General features: G+C 64.7%; 14 protein-coding genes. 11 read left to right on the top strand and 3 right to left on the bottom strand.

What is annotated here, in order from left to right:
* Positions 1-51 precede the first annotated feature (51 nt).
* Entirely contained in the window at positions 52-756 is a 705-nt protein-coding gene (locus tag FOB72_RS20130; RefSeq protein WP_150374497.1) for an RraA family protein, read from the top strand.
* Positions 757-758: 2 nt separating this feature from the next.
* Here the strand turns inward: FOB72_RS20130 and FOB72_RS20125 are convergent, their stop codons facing one another.
* Positions 759-1,598 (bottom strand): FadR/GntR family transcriptional regulator, encoded by an 840-nt coding sequence (locus tag FOB72_RS20125; protein ID WP_150374496.1) that lies wholly within the window; start codon positions 1,596-1,598, stop codon positions 759-761.
* 146 nt (positions 1,599-1,744) lie between these two features.
* On the opposite strand from FOB72_RS20125, the gene FOB72_RS20120 reads away from it, so the two are divergent.
* The 9 genes from FOB72_RS20120 (at position 1,745) to FOB72_RS20080 (ending at position 12,213) form a co-directional block, all read left to right on the top strand.
* Complete coding sequence (locus FOB72_RS20120) at positions 1,745-2,947, top strand: ABC transporter substrate-binding protein (RefSeq protein ID WP_150374495.1); 1,203 nt, start codon at positions 1,745-1,747, stop codon at positions 2,945-2,947.
* Between the two features lie 104 nt (positions 2,948-3,051).
* Positions 3,052-3,909 (top strand): branched-chain amino acid ABC transporter permease, encoded by an 858-nt coding sequence (locus FOB72_RS20115; RefSeq protein WP_150374494.1) that lies wholly within the window; start codon positions 3,052-3,054, stop codon positions 3,907-3,909.
* The gene (locus FOB72_RS20110) at positions 3,909-4,907 is read left to right on the top strand and encodes a branched-chain amino acid ABC transporter permease (protein WP_150374493.1); all 999 of its coding nucleotides are present in this window, start codon (positions 3,909-3,911) and stop codon (positions 4,905-4,907) included. Before FOB72_RS20115 ends, FOB72_RS20110 begins: the two co-directional genes overlap by 1 nt.
* Positions 4,904-5,671: an ABC transporter ATP-binding protein gene (locus tag FOB72_RS20105; RefSeq protein WP_150374492.1), complete on the top strand. Its 768-nt coding sequence runs from the start codon at positions 4,904-4,906 to the stop codon at positions 5,669-5,671. The genes FOB72_RS20110 and FOB72_RS20105 overlap by 4 nt, the downstream gene beginning before the upstream one ends.
* Complete coding sequence (locus tag FOB72_RS20100; RefSeq protein ID WP_150374491.1) at positions 5,668-6,372, top strand: ABC transporter ATP-binding protein; 705 nt, start codon at positions 5,668-5,670, stop codon at positions 6,370-6,372. The genes FOB72_RS20105 and FOB72_RS20100 overlap by 4 nt, the downstream gene beginning before the upstream one ends.
* 23 nt (positions 6,373-6,395) lie before the next feature.
* On the top strand, positions 6,396-7,649 hold the full coding sequence (locus FOB72_RS20095) for a Zn-dependent hydrolase (protein ID WP_150374490.1): 1,254 nt from the start codon (positions 6,396-6,398) through the stop codon (positions 7,647-7,649).
* A 12-nt stretch (positions 7,650-7,661) separates the two neighbouring features.
* Positions 7,662-9,152, top strand: a complete 1,491-nt coding sequence (locus FOB72_RS20090) for a M81 family metallopeptidase (RefSeq protein ID WP_150374489.1) — start codon at positions 7,662-7,664, stop codon at positions 9,150-9,152.
* A 67-nt stretch (positions 9,153-9,219) separates the two neighbouring features.
* Positions 9,220-10,872 carry a phospholipase D-like domain-containing protein gene (locus tag FOB72_RS20085; RefSeq protein ID WP_223851840.1) on the top strand — a complete coding sequence of 551 codons (1,653 nt, stop codon included), beginning with the start codon at positions 9,220-9,222 and terminating at the stop codon, positions 10,870-10,872.
* A 21-nt stretch (positions 10,873-10,893) separates the two neighbouring features.
* Positions 10,894-12,213 carry a hypothetical protein gene (locus FOB72_RS20080; RefSeq protein ID WP_150374487.1) on the top strand — a complete coding sequence of 440 codons (1,320 nt, stop codon included), beginning with the start codon at positions 10,894-10,896 and terminating at the stop codon, positions 12,211-12,213.
* Positions 12,214-12,319: 106 nt separating this feature from the next.
* On the opposite strand, the gene FOB72_RS20075 is transcribed toward FOB72_RS20080, so the two are convergent.
* Both FOB72_RS20075 and FOB72_RS20070 read right to left on the bottom strand, forming a co-directional pair.
* The gene (locus FOB72_RS20075) at positions 12,320-13,516 is read right to left on the bottom strand and encodes an alpha/beta hydrolase (protein ID WP_223851713.1); all 1,197 of its coding nucleotides are present in this window, start codon (positions 13,514-13,516) and stop codon (positions 12,320-12,322) included.
* The gene (locus FOB72_RS20070) at positions 13,509-14,786 is read right to left on the bottom strand and encodes an MASE1 domain-containing protein (RefSeq protein WP_150374486.1); all 1,278 of its coding nucleotides are present in this window, start codon (positions 14,784-14,786) and stop codon (positions 13,509-13,511) included. Before FOB72_RS20070 ends, FOB72_RS20075 begins: the two co-directional genes overlap by 8 nt.
* A gap of 248 nt (positions 14,787-15,034) precedes the next feature.
* On the opposite strand from FOB72_RS20070, the gene FOB72_RS20065 reads away from it, so the two are divergent.
* Positions 15,035-16,699, top strand: coding sequence for a hypothetical protein (locus FOB72_RS20065; RefSeq protein WP_150374485.1), 1,665 nt, complete (start codon positions 15,035-15,037; stop codon positions 16,697-16,699).
* Positions 16,700-16,755: the final 56 nt, after the last annotated feature.

The following is a 16,755-nucleotide window of genomic DNA, read 5'->3' as shown; positions in this document are numbered from 1 at the left end:
TGCGCTACCCTGAGCGACCTCCCAGTACATTCGATTCCATAAAGGCGAACCATGACGACCCCGTCCGCTCCCTCCCCGCAATGGCCCGCGGGCTACCGCATCAACCCGCGTGCCGACGGCCCGGCCGCCGAGATCGTCGCCGCATTCCGGACGATGCCCGTCGCGGCCATCGGCGACGCGATGAGCCGCAACGTCGGCACCTACGGACTGCGCCAGTATCACGCGCGTCTCGACACCGTGCTGTGCGGCCCGGCGGTGACCGTGCGCGTGCGTCCCGGTGACAACCTGATGATCCACAAGGCGCTGATGATGGTCCAGCCCGGCGACGTGCTTGTGATCGACGGCGGGGCCGATGTCACGCAGGCACTGGTGGGCGGCCTCATGCGTACCACCTGCATCGCGAAGCAGCTCGGCGGACTGGTTATCGACGGTGCCGTGCGCGACCTCCTCGAATGGGCCGAGGAGGGGATGCCGATTTTCGCGCGCGGCCATACGCACCGCGGCCCGAGCAAGGACGGTCCCGGCGAGATCAATATCCCGATTTCGTGCGCCGGCATGGCGGTGCTGCCCGGCGACCTGATCGTCGGCGATGCCGACGGCGTCATCGCGGTGCCCGCCGCCGAGGCCGAAGACGTGCTGCGCCGCACGCAGGCGCACCTGGAACGCGAAGCCCGCATCCGCGAGACCAACCGCACCGGTACCGCCGATCCCGAGCGGTTCGATGCGGTGCTGCGGGCCAAGGGCCTGCCGGTCTGACCCTAAGGCTTGTCGCCGGCGTCCTTGGGCTTGAGCCAGGTACGCCGGGTCATTTCCGAGTCGAGCACGAGGCGGCCATGCACCCGGCCGTTCATCCGCGTCACGAAATGGGTGCATTCCTCCATATGCGCGGACATCAGCGTCCGCACCTGGTCGGCATCCCGCGCGCGCGCCGCTTCGAGGATGCGGCGATGGAACGAAACGTTCGCCGCGCCAAAGCGCTCGTGCTCGCAGGCCGGCGTCTCATTGCCGAAGACGACGAGCTGGCGAAGCATCTCGTTGATCAGTTCGCAGCAGAACCGCAGCATGGGGTTCGGATTGGCCGCGGCGAGAATGTCGTGGAATGTCAGGTCTTCCTGCCGCTGGTCCAGCATCTGCGCGTCGGCGGCAGCCTTCGATGCCGGATCGCAAAGATCGATCGTGCGCTCGAGCGCCGCGAAATCGTCCTCCGTCAGATGGGCGATGGCGCCCGCGGCGAGCTCCGGCTCCAGCAACCGGCGAATCGTATAGACGTCGGCAATGCCCACATCCTTGAAGAACAGGTAGTTCTGCATGAGCTGGAAGGTGCGGTCCAGCGGCACTTCGACGATCGTGCCACCGCCGGCCGGACCGGTCGACACACTGATCAGGCCCTGCACTTCGAGCGATTTCAGCGCTTCCCGGATCGTGCTCTTGCTCACGGAAAACATCTGCTGGAGCTTGATCTCGGGCGGCAGCCTGTCGCCCGGCCGGAGATTGCGCTGTGTAATCAGGCGCTTCAATTCCTCGGCAACCAGATCCGCGCGCTTTTGCTTGCGGATGCCTAACGCGCCTTCCCTGGCCTCGCGAAACATCGTCGACATTGCCCAATCCTCGGTAAGTACCTGCGTAAACCCTGAGAGCGGGCGGATTGACAAGCCGTTTCCGCCGCTCATAAGATGATTCTATTCTATTTATCATGATAAATAGGATAAACCCCGCGATCCCCCATCTTATCGAGGAGTGAGCCGTGAATCGTCGTGATTTGCTTAAGTTGGCCGCGCTGTCGGCAGTTCCGGGCATGGTGACGCATTCGCGCACCGCCCTTGCCGCGGGCGAGACCATCGAGCTAGGTTGTCCGGTACCGATGTCCGGCCCATTCGCCGCGAATGGCAAGTTCGCGGATCTCGGGATGAAGCTTGCGGTCGAGCAGTACGGAAAGGTGCTCGGCCGGCCGTTGCAGTACAGCGTGCTCGATACCGAAGGCAAGCCGGCCACGGCGGTCAGAAAGGTGCAGGAGCTCGCGCAGCAGAAGGCGGCACGCTATTTCGCGGGCGGCATCCTCTCCTCGGAATCGCTGGCCATGGGGAAGGAAGCGGAGAAGCTCGGGGGCGTCTTCGTGACGACCGCCGGCGCCGACGAGATCACGGGCAAGGACTGCAACCGCGCGACGTTCCGCTGGTCCGTGCCGACTTACGGCGCAATCGAGCGCACGGTGCGCCCGCTGATCGAAGCGATGCCGAAGGCAAAGCGCTGGTACACGATCACCCCGCAGTACGTATTCGGCGACGGGCTGCTCTCCGCGGCCAAGAACATCTTCAAGGAGAAGGGCATCGAGCACGTGGGCAACAGCTACCACGCGCTGACCGAGAAGGAGTTCAGCGGCTACCTCACCAATGCGCTGGCCGCCAAGCCGGACGTGCTGCTGATCCTCAATTTCGGCTCGCAATCCTCGGACACCCTTCGGCAGGCCGTGAGCTTCGGCATGAAGAAGAACACCACGATCCTCGTCGCGTGGGCCTCGGGCCTCGAGCAGTTCGAGTCGCTGGGCGCGGACCTCTGCGAAGGCATCTACTTCGGCGCGCAGTACTGGCATGGCGTGGATACGCCGCTGAACCGCGACCTCGTCAAGCGTTCGCGGGACGCGTTCAAGGCGAACCCGAACTACAGCCTGGCGGGTTCGTATATCTGCACGAAGATTCTGGTCGACGGCATGATCAAGGCGGGCACCGCCGATCCCAAGGCCGTCATCGCCGCACTGGAAGGGCTGAAGTACGAAGGGCTGACCGGCCCCGAGGAAATCCGCGCGGGCGATCACCAGGTGCTCAAGAACTACTACCTGCTGAAAGGCAAGGCCAAGTCCGCCATGAAGGACAAGGACGACTACGCCGAAGTCGTGAATGTGGGCAAGGCCTTTCTGCCCCTCGACCAGACGCAGTGCAAGATGGCATAAGCCGCGCGAAGCCGCGGTAATCCCGGCCGCGGATCTTCCCCGTCAAATCCGATGCACCGGAGCGCGCCACCGCGTTCCGGCGGCTTCACTCATCCGTACGGCCTATGAACGTCTATCTGCTACAGGTGATCAATGGCGTCGGGATTGGCATGCTCTACTTCCTGCTGGCGGTAGGCCTGTCGATCGTCTTCGGCCTCTTGCGTTTCGTCAACTTCGCGCATGGCGCCTTCTACGCGCTGGGCGCATACCTGTGCTTCCAGGCCCTGCAGTTCGGGCTGAATTTCTGGGCCGCGCTGGTGCTGGCGCCCGTGATCATCGGCGCGCTGGCATGGCTCACCGAGAAATTCATGCTGCGCCACGTCTACGCGCAGCCGCACGAGTTCCATATCCTCATCACCGTGGGCCTCGCGCTCGCGATCCAGGAGCTGATCATCGTGGGGTGGGGGCCGCTGGGCGTTGACGTGCCACCGCCCGACATCCTGCAGGGCGTCGTCATGTGGGGCGACTTCATCTATCCGAAATACCGGCTGTTCGTCATCGGTTTCACGGCACTCCTCGCGGTAGCGCTCTGGTGGCTGCTCGAGGGCACGCGCATCGGCAGCGCCGTGCGTGCCGGCAGCGAATCGACGGAAATGGTCTCGCTGCTCGGCATCAACGTGTTTCGCCTGTTCAGCCTGATGTTCGCGCTGGGCGCGGGGACAGCGGCGATTGCCGGTGTCCTGGCCGCGCCTATTCGCGGGGCCGAACCGTTCATGGGCGTGGAAGCGCTCGGTGTGGCGTTTATCGTGGTCGTCGTCGGCGGCATGGGGAGCTTCACGGGCGCATTGGTGGGCGGGCTGCTCGTCGGCATCGTGCAGAGCCTGATGAGCACGCTCTGGCCCGAGGGCGCGCGGCTGATGATCTATGTGGCGATGGCCGCGGTACTGCTGCTGCGTCCGCACGGTCTGCTGGGGAGGGGATGATGGCATCAGGCAAACAATGGCTCGTCCGCTACCGCTTCTGGTGGCTCGCGCTCGGTATCGCGTTACTACTTCCGCTCACGATCCGGTCGGGCACGCTCGCCACCGAGGTGCTGATCTATGCCATGGCCGCCATGGCGTGCAACCTTCTGCTGGGATACACGGGCCTGCTGTCGTTCGGGCAGGGTATCTTCTTCGGTCTGGGCAGCTATGCGGCCGGTATCGCGCTGACGCGATGGCAGGGCATGCCGATGCCGCTGGCGCTGCTCGGTGCCGCCGTCATCGGCGCGCTGGCCGCGGCGCTGGTGGGATGGTTCTCCATTCGCCAGCGCGGCACCTATTTCGTGATGCTGACGCTGGCGTTTGCGCAGATGTTCTACTTCATCGCGTACACGACGCCCGGCATTACCGGCGGCGACAACGGGTTGCTCGACATTCCCCGGCCGCCCATCGCGATCGGCGGGCACACGCTGATCGACATCACCTCGTCGTGGGGCTTCTACGCCTTTGTGGCGGTGCTGTTCCTGATCGTCTTCGCACTGGTCCTGCGCGTCACGGAATCCGTGCTCGGCCGCACGCTGCTGGCCATCCGCGACAACGAGGAACGGGCGCTGGCCGTCGGCTACAACGTGCGCGCGTTCAAGCTGCTGGCGTTCGTCATCTCGGGCGCCGTCACGGGGCTGGCCGGCGCCTTGCACGCCATGCTCACGGGCATCGCGCCGCTGGCGAACATCGACTATCACGCCAGCGAGATGATCCTGGTCATGACGGTGATCGGCGGCACCGGCAATATCTTCGCGTCCGTGCTGGGCGCCGCATTCTACGTGCTGCTGGCCGACTGGCTCTCCACGCTCTGGCCACGGTGGCTGATGCTGCTGGGCTTCCTGCTCATCGCCGTGAGCCTGTTCATGCAGCGCGGGCTATGGGGCCTGTGCTCGACCGTTGCGGCGCGCCTGCGCGGCCTGAAAGACACCGCGGCCACTCACGAGGAGCGCGCATGACCACGCCCATTCTCGAAGCGACGGGTATCGTCAAGCAGTACGGCAAGTTCATGGCGCTCGGCGGCGTGGACCTTCGCGTGATGCCGGGCACGATCCATTCCGTGATCGGGCCCAACGGCGCGGGCAAGACCACGCTGTTCCATATGCTGACGGGAACGCGCACGGTCACCGCGGGGCGCATCGTGTTCGAAGGGAAGGATGTCACGACGGAAACCGACTACCAGCGGGTCCAGCGCGGTATCGCGCGCTCGTTCCAGGTCACGAGCCTGTTTCCCAACCTGTCCGTGCGCGAGAATCTTCGGCTGGCGGCGCTCGGCACCTCGCCCCGCAAGGCCATGAGCGGCTGGCGCCTGCCGACCGGCGACCTGGCCTGCGCGGGCATCGTCGATCAGATTCTGGCGCGGCTGGAACTTGCGCACGTGGCGTCCTCGGCGGCCGGCGTACTGTCGCACGGCCAGCAGCGCCGGCTCGAGGTCGGCATGGCGTTGGCGGCGCGCCCGCGCGCGGTGTTCCTCGACGAGCCGACCTCGGGCATGGGCGTGGACGACCTCGGTGCGATGAAACGGCTGATTCGCGGCCTGGTGGAGGACCACACGGTCGTGCTGATCGAACACAACATGGATATCGTGATGGATATCTCCGACACCATCACCGTGATGCAGCAGGGCAAGGTCCTGATGGAGGGCGCGCCCGCGGACGTGCGTGGCGATCCGCGCGTCCGCGCCGCCTATCTGGGCAATATGATCACCGGAGGCAAGGCATGATGCTCGACGTACAGGATATTCACGGCTACTACGGGAAGAGCCACGTGCTGCAGGGTGTGTCGCTGAGCGTCGGCGACGGGGAGCTGGTCACGCTGCTGGGCCGCAACGGCGCGGGGAAGTCGACGACGCTGAAGGCGATTGCCGGAATCGTCGAGCCGCGCGGCGGCCGCGTACTGTTCCGCGGGCAGGACGTCACGGGCAAGCCGGCGTTCCGTATTGCCTCGGAAGGCCTGTGTTTCGTGCCCGAGCACCGGGGCATCTTCAAGCTGCTGACGGTCGAGGAGAACCTCAAGCTCGCGGCAAGGAAGGCTTCGCCGTGGCAACTCGACGACGTCTACCGGATTTTCCCGCGGCTGCGCGAGCGGCGTGGCAATGGCGGCGCGCAGCTCTCGGGCGGGGAGCAGCAGATGCTCGCGATCGGACGCGCGCTGATGAACCATCCGCGCCTGCTGATGCTCGACGAACCCGTGGAAGGGCTCGCGCCCGTCATCGTCGAGGAGATCGTCGCGCAGCTCAAGGTGATCAAGGCCGCCGGCGTGCCGATTCTTCTGGTCGAGCAAAACCTCGAGGTCTGCATGCAGCTTGCCGACCGCCATGTGGTGATCGAGCAGGGCAAGGTGGTCTACACCGGCACCAACGAGGCGTTCCGGCAGGACGACGCGATCAAGGACCGGTATCTCGGTGTCGGCCTCGCCGTCTGAACCGCCATTGCACTGGAGGCAGCATGGAAAACACACCACGTGAATTGCGCATCGATGGCGAGCGGCTCTGGAACACGCTGATGCGTCTTGCCGACATCGGCGCAACGCCGAAAGGCGGCGTCTGCCGCCTCGCGCTGACGGACCTCGACCGGCAGGGCCGCGATTTCTTCGTGCGGGAGGCCAGGGCGGCCGGCTGCACGATCCGCATCGATGCCATCGGCAATATCTTCGCGCGCCGTGCGGGGCGCGACGACACCCTGCCGCCCGTCATGACGGGCAGCCATATCGATACGCAGCCGACCGGCGGCAAGTTCGACGGCAACTACGGGGTGTTTGCCGGTATCGAGGTCCTCAGGACGCTCGATGACCATGGCATCGTCACCGAGGCGCCGATCGAGGTGGCCGTCTGGACGAACGAAGAGGGCTCGCGCTTCGTGCCCGTCATGATGGGATCGGGCGCCTATATCGGCGAGTTCGCACTGGAGGGCCTGCTCGCCCAGACCGACCGCGATGGCGTTTCCGTCGGCGAGGCGCTCGCTGCCATCGGCTACGCCGGCTCGGCCCCGCTGGGCGAGTGCAAGCCTCGCGCGTACTTCGAAGCCCATATCGAGCAGGGGCCGGTGCTGGAAGCGCACGAGACGACGATCGGCGTCGTCACCGGCGCGCTGGGGCAGCGCTGGTACGACGTCACGGTCACGGGCATGGAGGCCCATGCGGGACCCACGCCGATGGCGCTGCGCCGCGATGCGCTGCTTGCCGCGTCCGAGCTCGTGGCGATCGTCAATCGCATCGCGCTCGAGCATGCGCCACACGGGCGCGGCACGGTTGGCTGCCTGTCCGTGCATCCCGATTCCCGCAACGTGATTCCCGGGCGGGTCGCCATGACGGCGGATCTGCGCGCGGCCGACGATACGCAGCTTTCGGCCATGCACGATGCGTTGCTCGCGCGTGCGCAGGCACTCGCCGAGCGCCACGGCGTGGAGATCGATGTGCGGCAAGTCGTCTATTTTCCGCCGCAGCCGTTCGACGACGCGCTCGTCGATGCCGTACGCCAGGGCGCCACGCGCCTTGGTCTTTCCGAGATGGATGTGATCAGCGGCGCGGGGCACGACGCGGTCTATCTTGCGCGCGTGGCGCCCACCGCGATGATCTTCGTGCCCTGCAAGGATGGCATCAGCCATAACGAGATCGAGGACGCCAGGCCCGAGCATCTGGAAGCGGGCGCCAATGTGCTGCTGCATGCGATGCTCGATATCGCGCACCCCACCATTCGATAAGCCGAGGGGCTCATGAAGATTCTGATTGCCAGGCTCAACCACGAAACCAATACGTTCTCGCCCGTGGCCACGCCACTGGCCTCGTTCGACCCGCAGTACGGCGCCGAGGGCTACCGGGCCGCGAAGGGATCGCGCACCGCCGCGGGCGCGTTTATCGACCTCGCGGAGGCCGCGGGCGCGGAGATCGTGGTGCCCGTCATCGCGGGCGCCAATCCCAGCGGGCGCGTGGCCGCGGCCGCGTACACGCATCTCACGGACACGATCGTCGGCGCAGCGGCCGGCTGCGATGCGGTACTGCTCGATCTGCACGGCGCGATGGTCGCCGAGAACAGCGATGACGGCGAGGGCGAGCTGCTCGAACGCCTGCGCAAGGTGCTACCCGATGCGCCGATCGCGGTCGCGCTCGATCTCCACGGCAATATCACGCAAACGCTGATCGACCACGCCGATATCGCCGTCAGTTTCAAGACATATCCGCACGTCGATATGTACGAGACCGGCGCGCATGCGGGCCGCCTGCTGTTCGATATGATGGCCGGAAGGGTTCGTCCCGTCATGGCGTGGCGCCGGCCGCCGCTCGTCACGCATACGTTGCGTAGCCGCACCGACGAGGGCGCGATGGCCCGCGCCGTGGCGAGCGCGAAGGAGGCGGAGCGCGACGGCATGCTCGCGGTGTCGGTGCTGGCGGGCTTCGGCCTGGCCGACATTGCCGCGCCATGCCTGAGCGTGATCGTGGTGGGCAACGGCGATCCGGATGCGGCCGAGGCCGTTGCGGACCGGATTGCGGCGCAGATCTGGGAAGACCGCAACGATTTCGTTTACACCTCCGCACCGTTGGCAGATTCCATCGCGGCGGCGGCCCACGCCGCGCAGGCGAGCGACGACACCGCCTCGACGCAGCGCCCCGTGCTGCTGCTCGACCACGGCGACAATTGCATGTCGGGCGGCACGTGCGACAACATGGCGGTGCTCCACGAAGCGCTGGCACAGGGGCTCGATGGTATTGCGGTGGGCCCTGTGTGCGATCCGGAGGCCGTGGCGGCACTGATCGCGGCCGGTGTCGGCGCGCGCGTCACGCTCGAGGTCGGCGACAAGGTCGCGATGCCGCAGCTCAACCAGTACCCGCAACCGAAACCGGTGTCGGGGATCGTCACGGCCATCAGCGACGGCGAGTATGTCATTTCGGGCCCCACCTATACGGGCCAGAAAATCCGGATGGGCAGGACGGTCCTGCTCGATACGGGTGCCGCGAAAATCATCGTCACGGAGACACCGCAGGAGCACTGGGACCTCGGCATCTTCACCCATATCGGTGTCGACCCGCATGCCGCGCGATTTCTGCTGCTGAAGTCGCGCATGTACTGCCGGCCGGTCTTCGTGCCGATCGCCAAGGCGGTCGTCGAGTGCGACGGCGAAGGCGTAACCAGTTCGCGCTACGAGAAGTTTCCTTTCCGCAAGGTGTCGAGGCCGGTGTTTCCGCTCGACAAGGACACGACGTATTAACTTCAGCATCTAGCAGGCACGCCGATATCCGATAGACCAAAAGGTCTATAAGGAGTCGCTCGTGAAGATGAATTGCGTGACCGGTGTCGTCACGATCACCGGTGTCCTGCTGGGACATGCGGCGTTCCACGCGTCAGCGTCGACGGTGGGACAAGGCATCATCTCCGATCTGCAAGGCAGCCAGTTCTCCGCGAAGCGAAGCGTGTGGAGCGTCAACAAGCTTGCCAGTACGGATGCCATCGGGATCTATCAAGTGCCGTTTTTCAGAACGGCACAGCCCACCGTCGCCGATTGTTCGAAGGTGGTGGAACCCTGCCAGGATGAAAAGCTCCTGCTGACCCAGCCGGGGATGAACTTTGTCCGCCAGTACAACCAGCTGATCCAGTCCGCCGAGGGCTACGTCGACATCGCGAGCCTCGACTCGCAGGACGGCGTGATGCTGGACAATATCCGCGCCGCGCTGACAGCGCTGGCAAGGAAGAACAAGCCGATTACCGTACGCGTGATGTTCGGCTCGGTACCGGAGTTGCTCAACTTTCGCGTCCAGAACTCGCCGAAGTCCGCGGCCGATACGCTCAAGTACATCACGCAAGGCATTCCGGCCTCGTCGCCGATGAAGGTGTACGTGGGCATGTATCGCTCGGGCTATCTCGGCCGCTCGTGGAACCACGCGAAGATCCTCTCCGTGGATGGCGACAGCGTGATCATCGGCGGTGTCAATTTTCTCGACGGCGACTTCAAGTCCCGAGGTTATGTGAGCGACGTCAACCCGGTGAACGATATGTCGCTGGGTTATCGCGGCGCGGGTCTCGGCGTGCCCGCCAGCAAGTTCCTCGACAATCAGTGGGACCTCGTCTGCAAGCAGGCCAAGGACGCCGAGAAGAGCGTCCTGTGGGCGGCGACCGCGCTGTGGACGCGTGGCGGCAGGCCCTCGTGGGACCTCCAGCGCTTTCAGAACGGCAACGTCTATGAGACCGGATGTCCCGACAAGCTCGCGAGAACCTTCGATTTCGTCAGCAACCATACCCAGCAGGACGACCCGTCCGCGGACTATGCCATCTCCCTCGGACGCCTGGGCGATGTTGCGGACTGGCAGCAGGATGCCTCCGACGTGGCGCAGGTCAGCATGATCCAGCGCGCAAACTCGTACGTGCGCATCTCCCAGCAATCGCTGTACAACAACGCGCTGAGCGCGCTCGATGCCAACACGCCCGGCTATCGCGATGTGGTGCCGTTCCCGCGCAAGATCCTGATGGCGCTGTGCGGCGCCATGGCGCGCGGGGTCAAGGTGCAGGTCATGACGTCCGGAGAAAAGGGCCATCCAGGCGCGTATCCGTACAGTCCGCCGCTGGGACGAGAGGTGACCTATCCCGCGTACGCGTCCATCAGCGAGCTGAAGGGTTATCTCGTGACGTTCGGCGGATGCCAGCGCGGCCTGATCGACGACACCAGGGTGCTGGAGATCCGGACGAACTGGAACAAGGCGGCGGCCACGGCCGACGCCGCCAGTTTCCCGCATTTCCCCAACCATTCGAAGGTCGTGATGGTGGATAGCCTGAACAAGGCAACCGGCCAGGTGGACGGCAGGCTCGTGTATGTGGGCTCGCACAACACCTATGACCAGTCTCACGCGGAGTACGGCGTCATCGTGGATTCGCAACGTTTTGCCAGCCGCTTCGACGAGGAGTTCTGGCAATACAACTGGAACAACGCCAGGTAACCGGAACCGCCCACATCCATCATGAAAAAATATCTCACTATCGTGGCTGCGGCAGTCGTGACGGCATGTTCTTCCGGCGATGACGGCAAGTCCGCCGGCGATTGGGGCAAGACCGCGTCGCCGCTCGTCGTCGCCGACGCTTCCCATGAAGCCAGAAATTCGATCGATGCCATTTCCCTCAACGCGGGACTGGAAAGCGGCAAGCAGCTATTTCTGCTCGGCGGCAATCGCGCCATTGCGTTCTGGACGGGCAGCAACTGGGTGGACGTGACACCGCCTTCCAGCCTCGTCGGTGCCGTGGAGGACCTGCTGTCGTTTGTCGTGCGCCCCGATGGCCGTTCCGCATGGGCGGCCACGACGAGCGATCGCATTCTGTTCTTCGACGGCGCAGGCTGGTCCGATCTGAACCTTGCGTCCTGCATGGACACCGCGAACACCGATGTCATCGATACCTCGTTCGATGCCAGATCGAATGCCATCGCGCTGCTCAACGATGCGGGCACCATCTGCGAATACCGTCTGGACGAAAGGAAGTGGCGCACGATGAAGGTCGATGCGGGCACCGCGGACCCCAGCGAGCTTACGCTGAGCATGATCGCCGACGACGGCAGCTTCTACGTGCTGAACGCCGACCACGGCATGATCCAGTTCGACGCCACGGGCGCGGCCCGCGATATCACGGCAGGACTCGATATCTCCCACGGCATCCTGCCGGGCGGCGACGGCTTCAGCGTCGGCGGTACCGCCAACGAGGTCGTGGTCTTCGACGACGTCAGGAACGACTTCTATCGCCGGATCGATGGCAAATGGGTGCCATCCGGCCTGAACGTGGGCGCGCTTGGAGCGACCGACGTGGTGGACAGGCGTTATGGGTTCGGGCCGAACAAGGACCTCTATATCGTCGCTACGATGAACAACAACCGCGTCGCGGCGTATCGCGATGGCATATGGCGCGAGGTGCCGGTGAATATTGCCGGCGATGAAGGTATTTCGGTTGTGTTCGGCAGCATGAACGGCAAGGATCCCAGGGTGCTGATCGGCGCCACGCGGGGCGATGTCGCGGAGTACTTCCTCCACGACCTGGCCAATGGTTCGACGACGAACCTGTCCGCCGCGCGGCCCGATATCACGCGCGTCATCGCGAGTGCCGACCTCAGGACCGTGTTCGGCATCACGGAGTCGGCGCAGATCTACCAGTTCGAGTCGAAGGATGCGCGCTGGGTGGCGACCGACTTCGATATCGCGAGCTTCGGCGCCAACGGCATCATGACCGCGGTCGTGACCAACGACGGCATCCTGAGCATGGGCCTGAGCAACGGCGAAGTGGTCGTGTTCGACTGATCGTCCGGGAGCCGGCTTCTGGAAATGTTTCCTGAAGCCGGCTCCCGGGATCGCAAACGGCGGTCGATACGCCGAGGTTCATGGGCCGAGCTTCAAACGCTACAGTTCAAACGCCAAAGTATCGATCCTCCAGATCCACATCGTCCGGAAACCATCGCGCCTCGAGCAGCTTGCCGCTGCGCAGCGACAATGCCAGCACCCCGGGCGACGCCAGCCCGTTTCCGCTCATCAACGACGCAGGCAGCACGACAACGCCGCCATTGAGGCTCGGCTTGCCGAATGCACCGAAATGCAGGGGCGTCTGCCCCATGGCCCAGCCCTTGAGCTTCGCCAGGCCCTTGACTCCCCGATAGACGCCCGACGTGCGATTGACGCCCGGCTGCAGCCACGTAAAGTCGGGAATGCCCGCGGCATACAGGCCCGCGAAGTCGCCGGCATCCAGCAACTGCCGCACCGTATCGAGCAAGCGCTCGATATCGGCGGGTGCCATGGCCGCATCCACGAGTCCCATGCCCAGCGAAGCCGCCGCGTTGGCATCGAAGAACTCCACCACGTTGCGCGCGACGATCTCGCGGTCGTTGTCCACGCAGATCATGTGATAGCTGTCCTCGAGCACGACCATACGCGCAAGGCCCGCGCGGGCGCGGCCTCCGATGCGTTCCACGAGATAACTCGCGGAGCGAAGGCTCGTCAGTTCGTCTTCGCGCGCGTGCACCACGAGCGTCGGGGACACGATCTGATCGAGGTCGGCCATGACCATGGCGCGCAGGCGGTCTACTTCACGAATACAGGCCAATGGCACCCAGCGGTAATGGAAGTTCTCGCCGCGCTTGAACTTGGCCTTGATGATGCCACGAAGCTGTTCGTTCTTGATGCCGTAGGGTTCGTCCTCCACGACCTTCATGCGCGCGGCCACGCCCGGCACGCGATAGAGCAGCGAACGGGCGGAGCTGTACCACGGCGTGGCCCAGCCATCGATAAAGATCGGTGGCGCCAGCGCCACGAGCTTGCCCTTGGCATGCCGCTCGCGCTTGACCGTTTCTACGGCCAGCAGCGCGCCCATGCACATGCCCATCACATGCAGCACATCGTGCTGGGCCGCAGCTTCGCGATATTTCTCGCGGACGGCGTCGAGCCAGTCTTCCGCGCTGACGTTCAGCAGGTCTTCAGGCTTCGTGCCGTGGCCCGGCAGCGTCAGCGAGTGCGTGACGAAGCCCGCGTTCTTGAGCCGCTTGTGCATCGAGCCGAGATCGAACTGCGTGCCGCCCAGGCCGTGAATCAGAAATACGCCTGGCTCACGCATGATGCGCTTCCGCACGGATCAGGCAGACCACGCGCTCGACGGCACCATCGGGTCCATGTACCGATGCGAATCGCGTGTGCACATGCAGTTCACGCCCGTCGAGGCGAATGTCGCAGGTGCCGGCGCTGCCGTCGTGCCGACCGCTCGCCACCGCATCCCATCCCGCCTGCGCAAGCGGCCGGTCGCGCATGACGACCCGATCCAGCCAGTCGCGAATATTGCGGAGTTGCACGGCATCCTTGCCCAGCACGGCCTCTGCGGACTCGCCCCAGACCGCGGCACCCGTAACGGGATCGAACTCCACGCTCGCCATGCCCGTGGCCAGCAGCGTGCGCTCGTAGCGCAACTGCCACTCGCGCGCATCGATCAACGCCATGCGCCGTGCCTCGTTGAGGGCACGGCCGGCGAGCAGCAGCACCGCCCACACGCAAACGTAGGCCTGTACCTCGATCACCGCTTCGCCCGCGAACGCCTCGCTGACCGCAAACGGGCCGCCCCCTCGGGCCGTGAGGCCGATGATCAGCACCGCGCCCACCAGCGTGGCAAGCGAGCCGCCGCGCGGGCCCCAGAACATCGACGCCAGCAGCAGGAACGGCATCGGCAGATAGGCGAGCGTCGGCGCGATCTCGCCGAACCGCGCATCCACGCCGCGATTGAACACGATCAGCGTCGTGACAAGGAACAGCGCAAACATCGCGGCACCCGCGCCGAACTGTTTCATGGGCATGCCGCCCGAACGCTTGATCGCGAAACCCTTGAATGCGCCGATAACCGGTGCCACGAGCAGAATGCCGACAATCGTGGAGAACGCCCACGCGCGCCACTCGTTCGACGACACGAGTTGTTCGGGGTACTGCCATCGCCAGAGCTCATTGGCGAGCGTGGCGCCGCTGATACCTGTCACGCATGCGCCAAGCACGAGCAGCGTCACTTGCTGTAGCGGCCGATCGACGTTCGCGCGCGATGCCACCCATGTGCCCAGCACGATGCTGCCCGCTTCAATCAGGCCGAATGCAATGGCCGCGTTCCACGGCAATGCATGCCCGATCGCACCCCAGAGCACGGTTGCCACCGCCGTACCGGTTACGACGGCAGTGCGATGGCTCGCCGAACTCGCGAGCATGGCGCCGAAGCTCACGCCCGATGCCAGCCACACGGCAATGGCTTGCGTATCGCTCGCGGCCATTGCAGCAGAGAGCGCGCCAACGAACAAGTAGGCGAGGGCGACAACGCCTGCGACAAGCATGAAGCGGTTACGTGCGGACTGCATGAATGGTTTTCCCAGAGAGGTCTCATGTCGTCTATCGGCGCGCGCATAAGGGCCTTGAGCAATGGCACTGCCGTTCCAGAATTTGCACGGCACGACGCACTGTGTATAGATTTTTCAAAAAGCACACTTTTAACTAAAGTGCCAAACGTCACGACCGTTAGGTATTCGCATAGAAAACCAACGAAGAAGGGAAGTCGATGTTCGAGACCTATTGGAGAAGGACGGCACGCGCTGCAGTGCTCGCGGCAATGGCTGCCACACTCAACGGCTGCGGCGGTGGTGACGACAACAGCAACACCGCGGCAGCGCCCACGCCGAACAATCAGCTGGCCAACTGCACGGGGATGGACCAGATTCAGGAAGTCACCGGTTACCCGGTCTATTCCGTGAGCGCGGCAAGCTACGACGCATGCGATGTGGCCAAGCGCTATATCGCCGGTTACGCGATCGTCTCGGACGAGGACGTCGACCCGTGGGCCGCCGGCGATGCGCACGGTGGCTTCCAGCAATTGAGCCCCACCAAGGCGAAGTCGCCGGCGACGGGCGACGATCTGATCATCAGCATGCTGCCGGCCTCGGCACCCGCCGAAGCGGAGTCGGTACCGCGCACGCGCTTCGTGCTGGCCAAGTCGACCGATGCCAACTACACACCGGTCACCTGCGAAATCTCGGGTGACGACGCGGCGTTGGAAGCGGGCCTCGAGAACTGCCTCGCGCCGCTGCGCACGCCGGGACAGCAGGTCGCGCAGAACGTGATGTCGCCCTCCGCCGCGCCGATGTTCGATGCGATCGGCAATGTCGAGCCCGATGCGAATGCGTGGACCCTGCTCGGCCGGGGCCAGAAAACGTACTCGACCACCGTCAACGGCATCAAGCACTGGTATCACGGGCAGGCCGCTGCCGGCAACGTGACGGCCAATATGAGCCTGTACCGTCTGAACTCGGTGAATCAGGTGGACTACTACCTCGCCAAGATCAAATGGTCGAGCACGCCGATCATGGCCGCGACCTGCACGACGGTTGCCTGCGGTTATTACAACAACGACTCGACGTTGAAGCTGCAATTGAACGTCACCCGCGCGGGCAAGTCGATCAAAGGCGAGATCGTCGACTATGCGCCGGTCACGATGGCACGCAATACGACCACGAGCAGGAAGGTGGGCGTCAGCGCCACCGCGGGCGAGAAGGGCGGCGTCACGGCAAGCAGCGATGTCACCCAGTCGTATTCGTATCCGTCCGTCAGCATCGCTGCCTCCAATCAGGACAACGTGCTCACCTTCTCGCGCTATCACGCGACCGATCTCGGGCACGTCTTCTCCAGTGGCGATCTGTTCAGCGGCGCCGATACGACGATTCGCAACGTCGACACGCCCATCTGGGTCGTCTTCCAGGTGCCGGCGGGGTCCGCCAGCGTGGCCGATGACGTGACGCTGAACGTGTCGGAGCTATCCGGCAACTTCGGGTTCTTCGTGGACCCGGGCCTGTTCGTGCCCAGCTCGGTCGGCGTGGACCTGTTTGGCTACCGCACGGCCAATGCCATCTCCGAGACGTACTCGCCGCCGATGTTCGGGGCCGTGGTGTCCGATGGCGCGGGTGGCACCAGGCCCGTGACGCTGGACGCCGACAATCCGATTCGCCTGAAGCCGGAAGAGACGTTCAGGATCGACGTGAAGGCCGGCGACACTAGCACGCCGTATCGCCTGCAGTGGCAGGTCACCGATGCGCCGGACTGGCTCACGCTGTCGCCTTCCAAGGGCAGCTCGCGCAGTGGCGACCAGCCGCTGACGATCCGCGTGCCCAAGACGGCCGCAGTGGGTAGCTTCGGGTACATCAAGATCAACACCACGCCGAAGGGCGCGGCGCCTTCCGTGCGCGATGGCGATCTGCATATCCCCGTGCTGATCGTTCAGTAATCCCCACCGCAGGACCGGACCCGCCGCACGTCGCCGAACATCGCAGCGGGTCCGCC

The organism is Cupriavidus pauculus (genome assembly GCF_008693385.1).
Classification (GTDB): Bacteria; Pseudomonadota; Gammaproteobacteria; order Burkholderiales; family Burkholderiaceae; genus Cupriavidus; species Cupriavidus pauculus_D.
Note: the sequence above shows the minus strand (reverse complement) of the source record. Positions and strands in the feature narration are given on the sequence as shown.

Coding starts and splice junctions, on each gene's coding strand:
- FOB72_RS20130 (WP_150374497.1), top strand. CDS start 52: ATGACGACCCCGTCCGCTCCCTCCCCGCAATGGCCCGCGGGCTACCGC.
- FOB72_RS20125 (WP_150374496.1), bottom strand. CDS start 1,598: ATGTCGACGATGTTTCGCGAGGCCAGGGAAGGCGCGTTAGGCATCCGC.
- FOB72_RS20115 (WP_150374494.1), top strand. CDS start 3,052: ATGAACGTCTATCTGCTACAGGTGATCAATGGCGTCGGGATTGGCATG.
- FOB72_RS20110 (WP_150374493.1), top strand. CDS start 3,909: ATGGCATCAGGCAAACAATGGCTCGTCCGCTACCGCTTCTGGTGGCTC.
- FOB72_RS20105 (WP_150374492.1), top strand. CDS start 4,904: ATGACCACGCCCATTCTCGAAGCGACGGGTATCGTCAAGCAGTACGGC.
- FOB72_RS20100 (WP_150374491.1), top strand. CDS start 5,668: ATGATGCTCGACGTACAGGATATTCACGGCTACTACGGGAAGAGCCAC.
- FOB72_RS20095 (WP_150374490.1), top strand. CDS start 6,396: ATGGAAAACACACCACGTGAATTGCGCATCGATGGCGAGCGGCTCTGG.
- FOB72_RS20090 (WP_150374489.1), top strand. CDS start 7,662: ATGAAGATTCTGATTGCCAGGCTCAACCACGAAACCAATACGTTCTCG.
- FOB72_RS20085 (WP_223851840.1), top strand. CDS start 9,220: ATGAATTGCGTGACCGGTGTCGTCACGATCACCGGTGTCCTGCTGGGA.
- FOB72_RS20080 (WP_150374487.1), top strand. CDS start 10,894: ATGAAAAAATATCTCACTATCGTGGCTGCGGCAGTCGTGACGGCATGT.
- FOB72_RS20075 (WP_223851713.1), bottom strand. CDS start 13,516: ATGCGTGAGCCAGGCGTATTTCTGATTCACGGCCTGGGCGGCACGCAG.
- FOB72_RS20070 (WP_150374486.1), bottom strand. CDS start 14,786: ATGCAGTCCGCACGTAACCGCTTCATGCTTGTCGCAGGCGTTGTCGCC.
- FOB72_RS20065 (WP_150374485.1), top strand. CDS start 15,035: ATGGCTGCCACACTCAACGGCTGCGGCGGTGGTGACGACAACAGCAAC.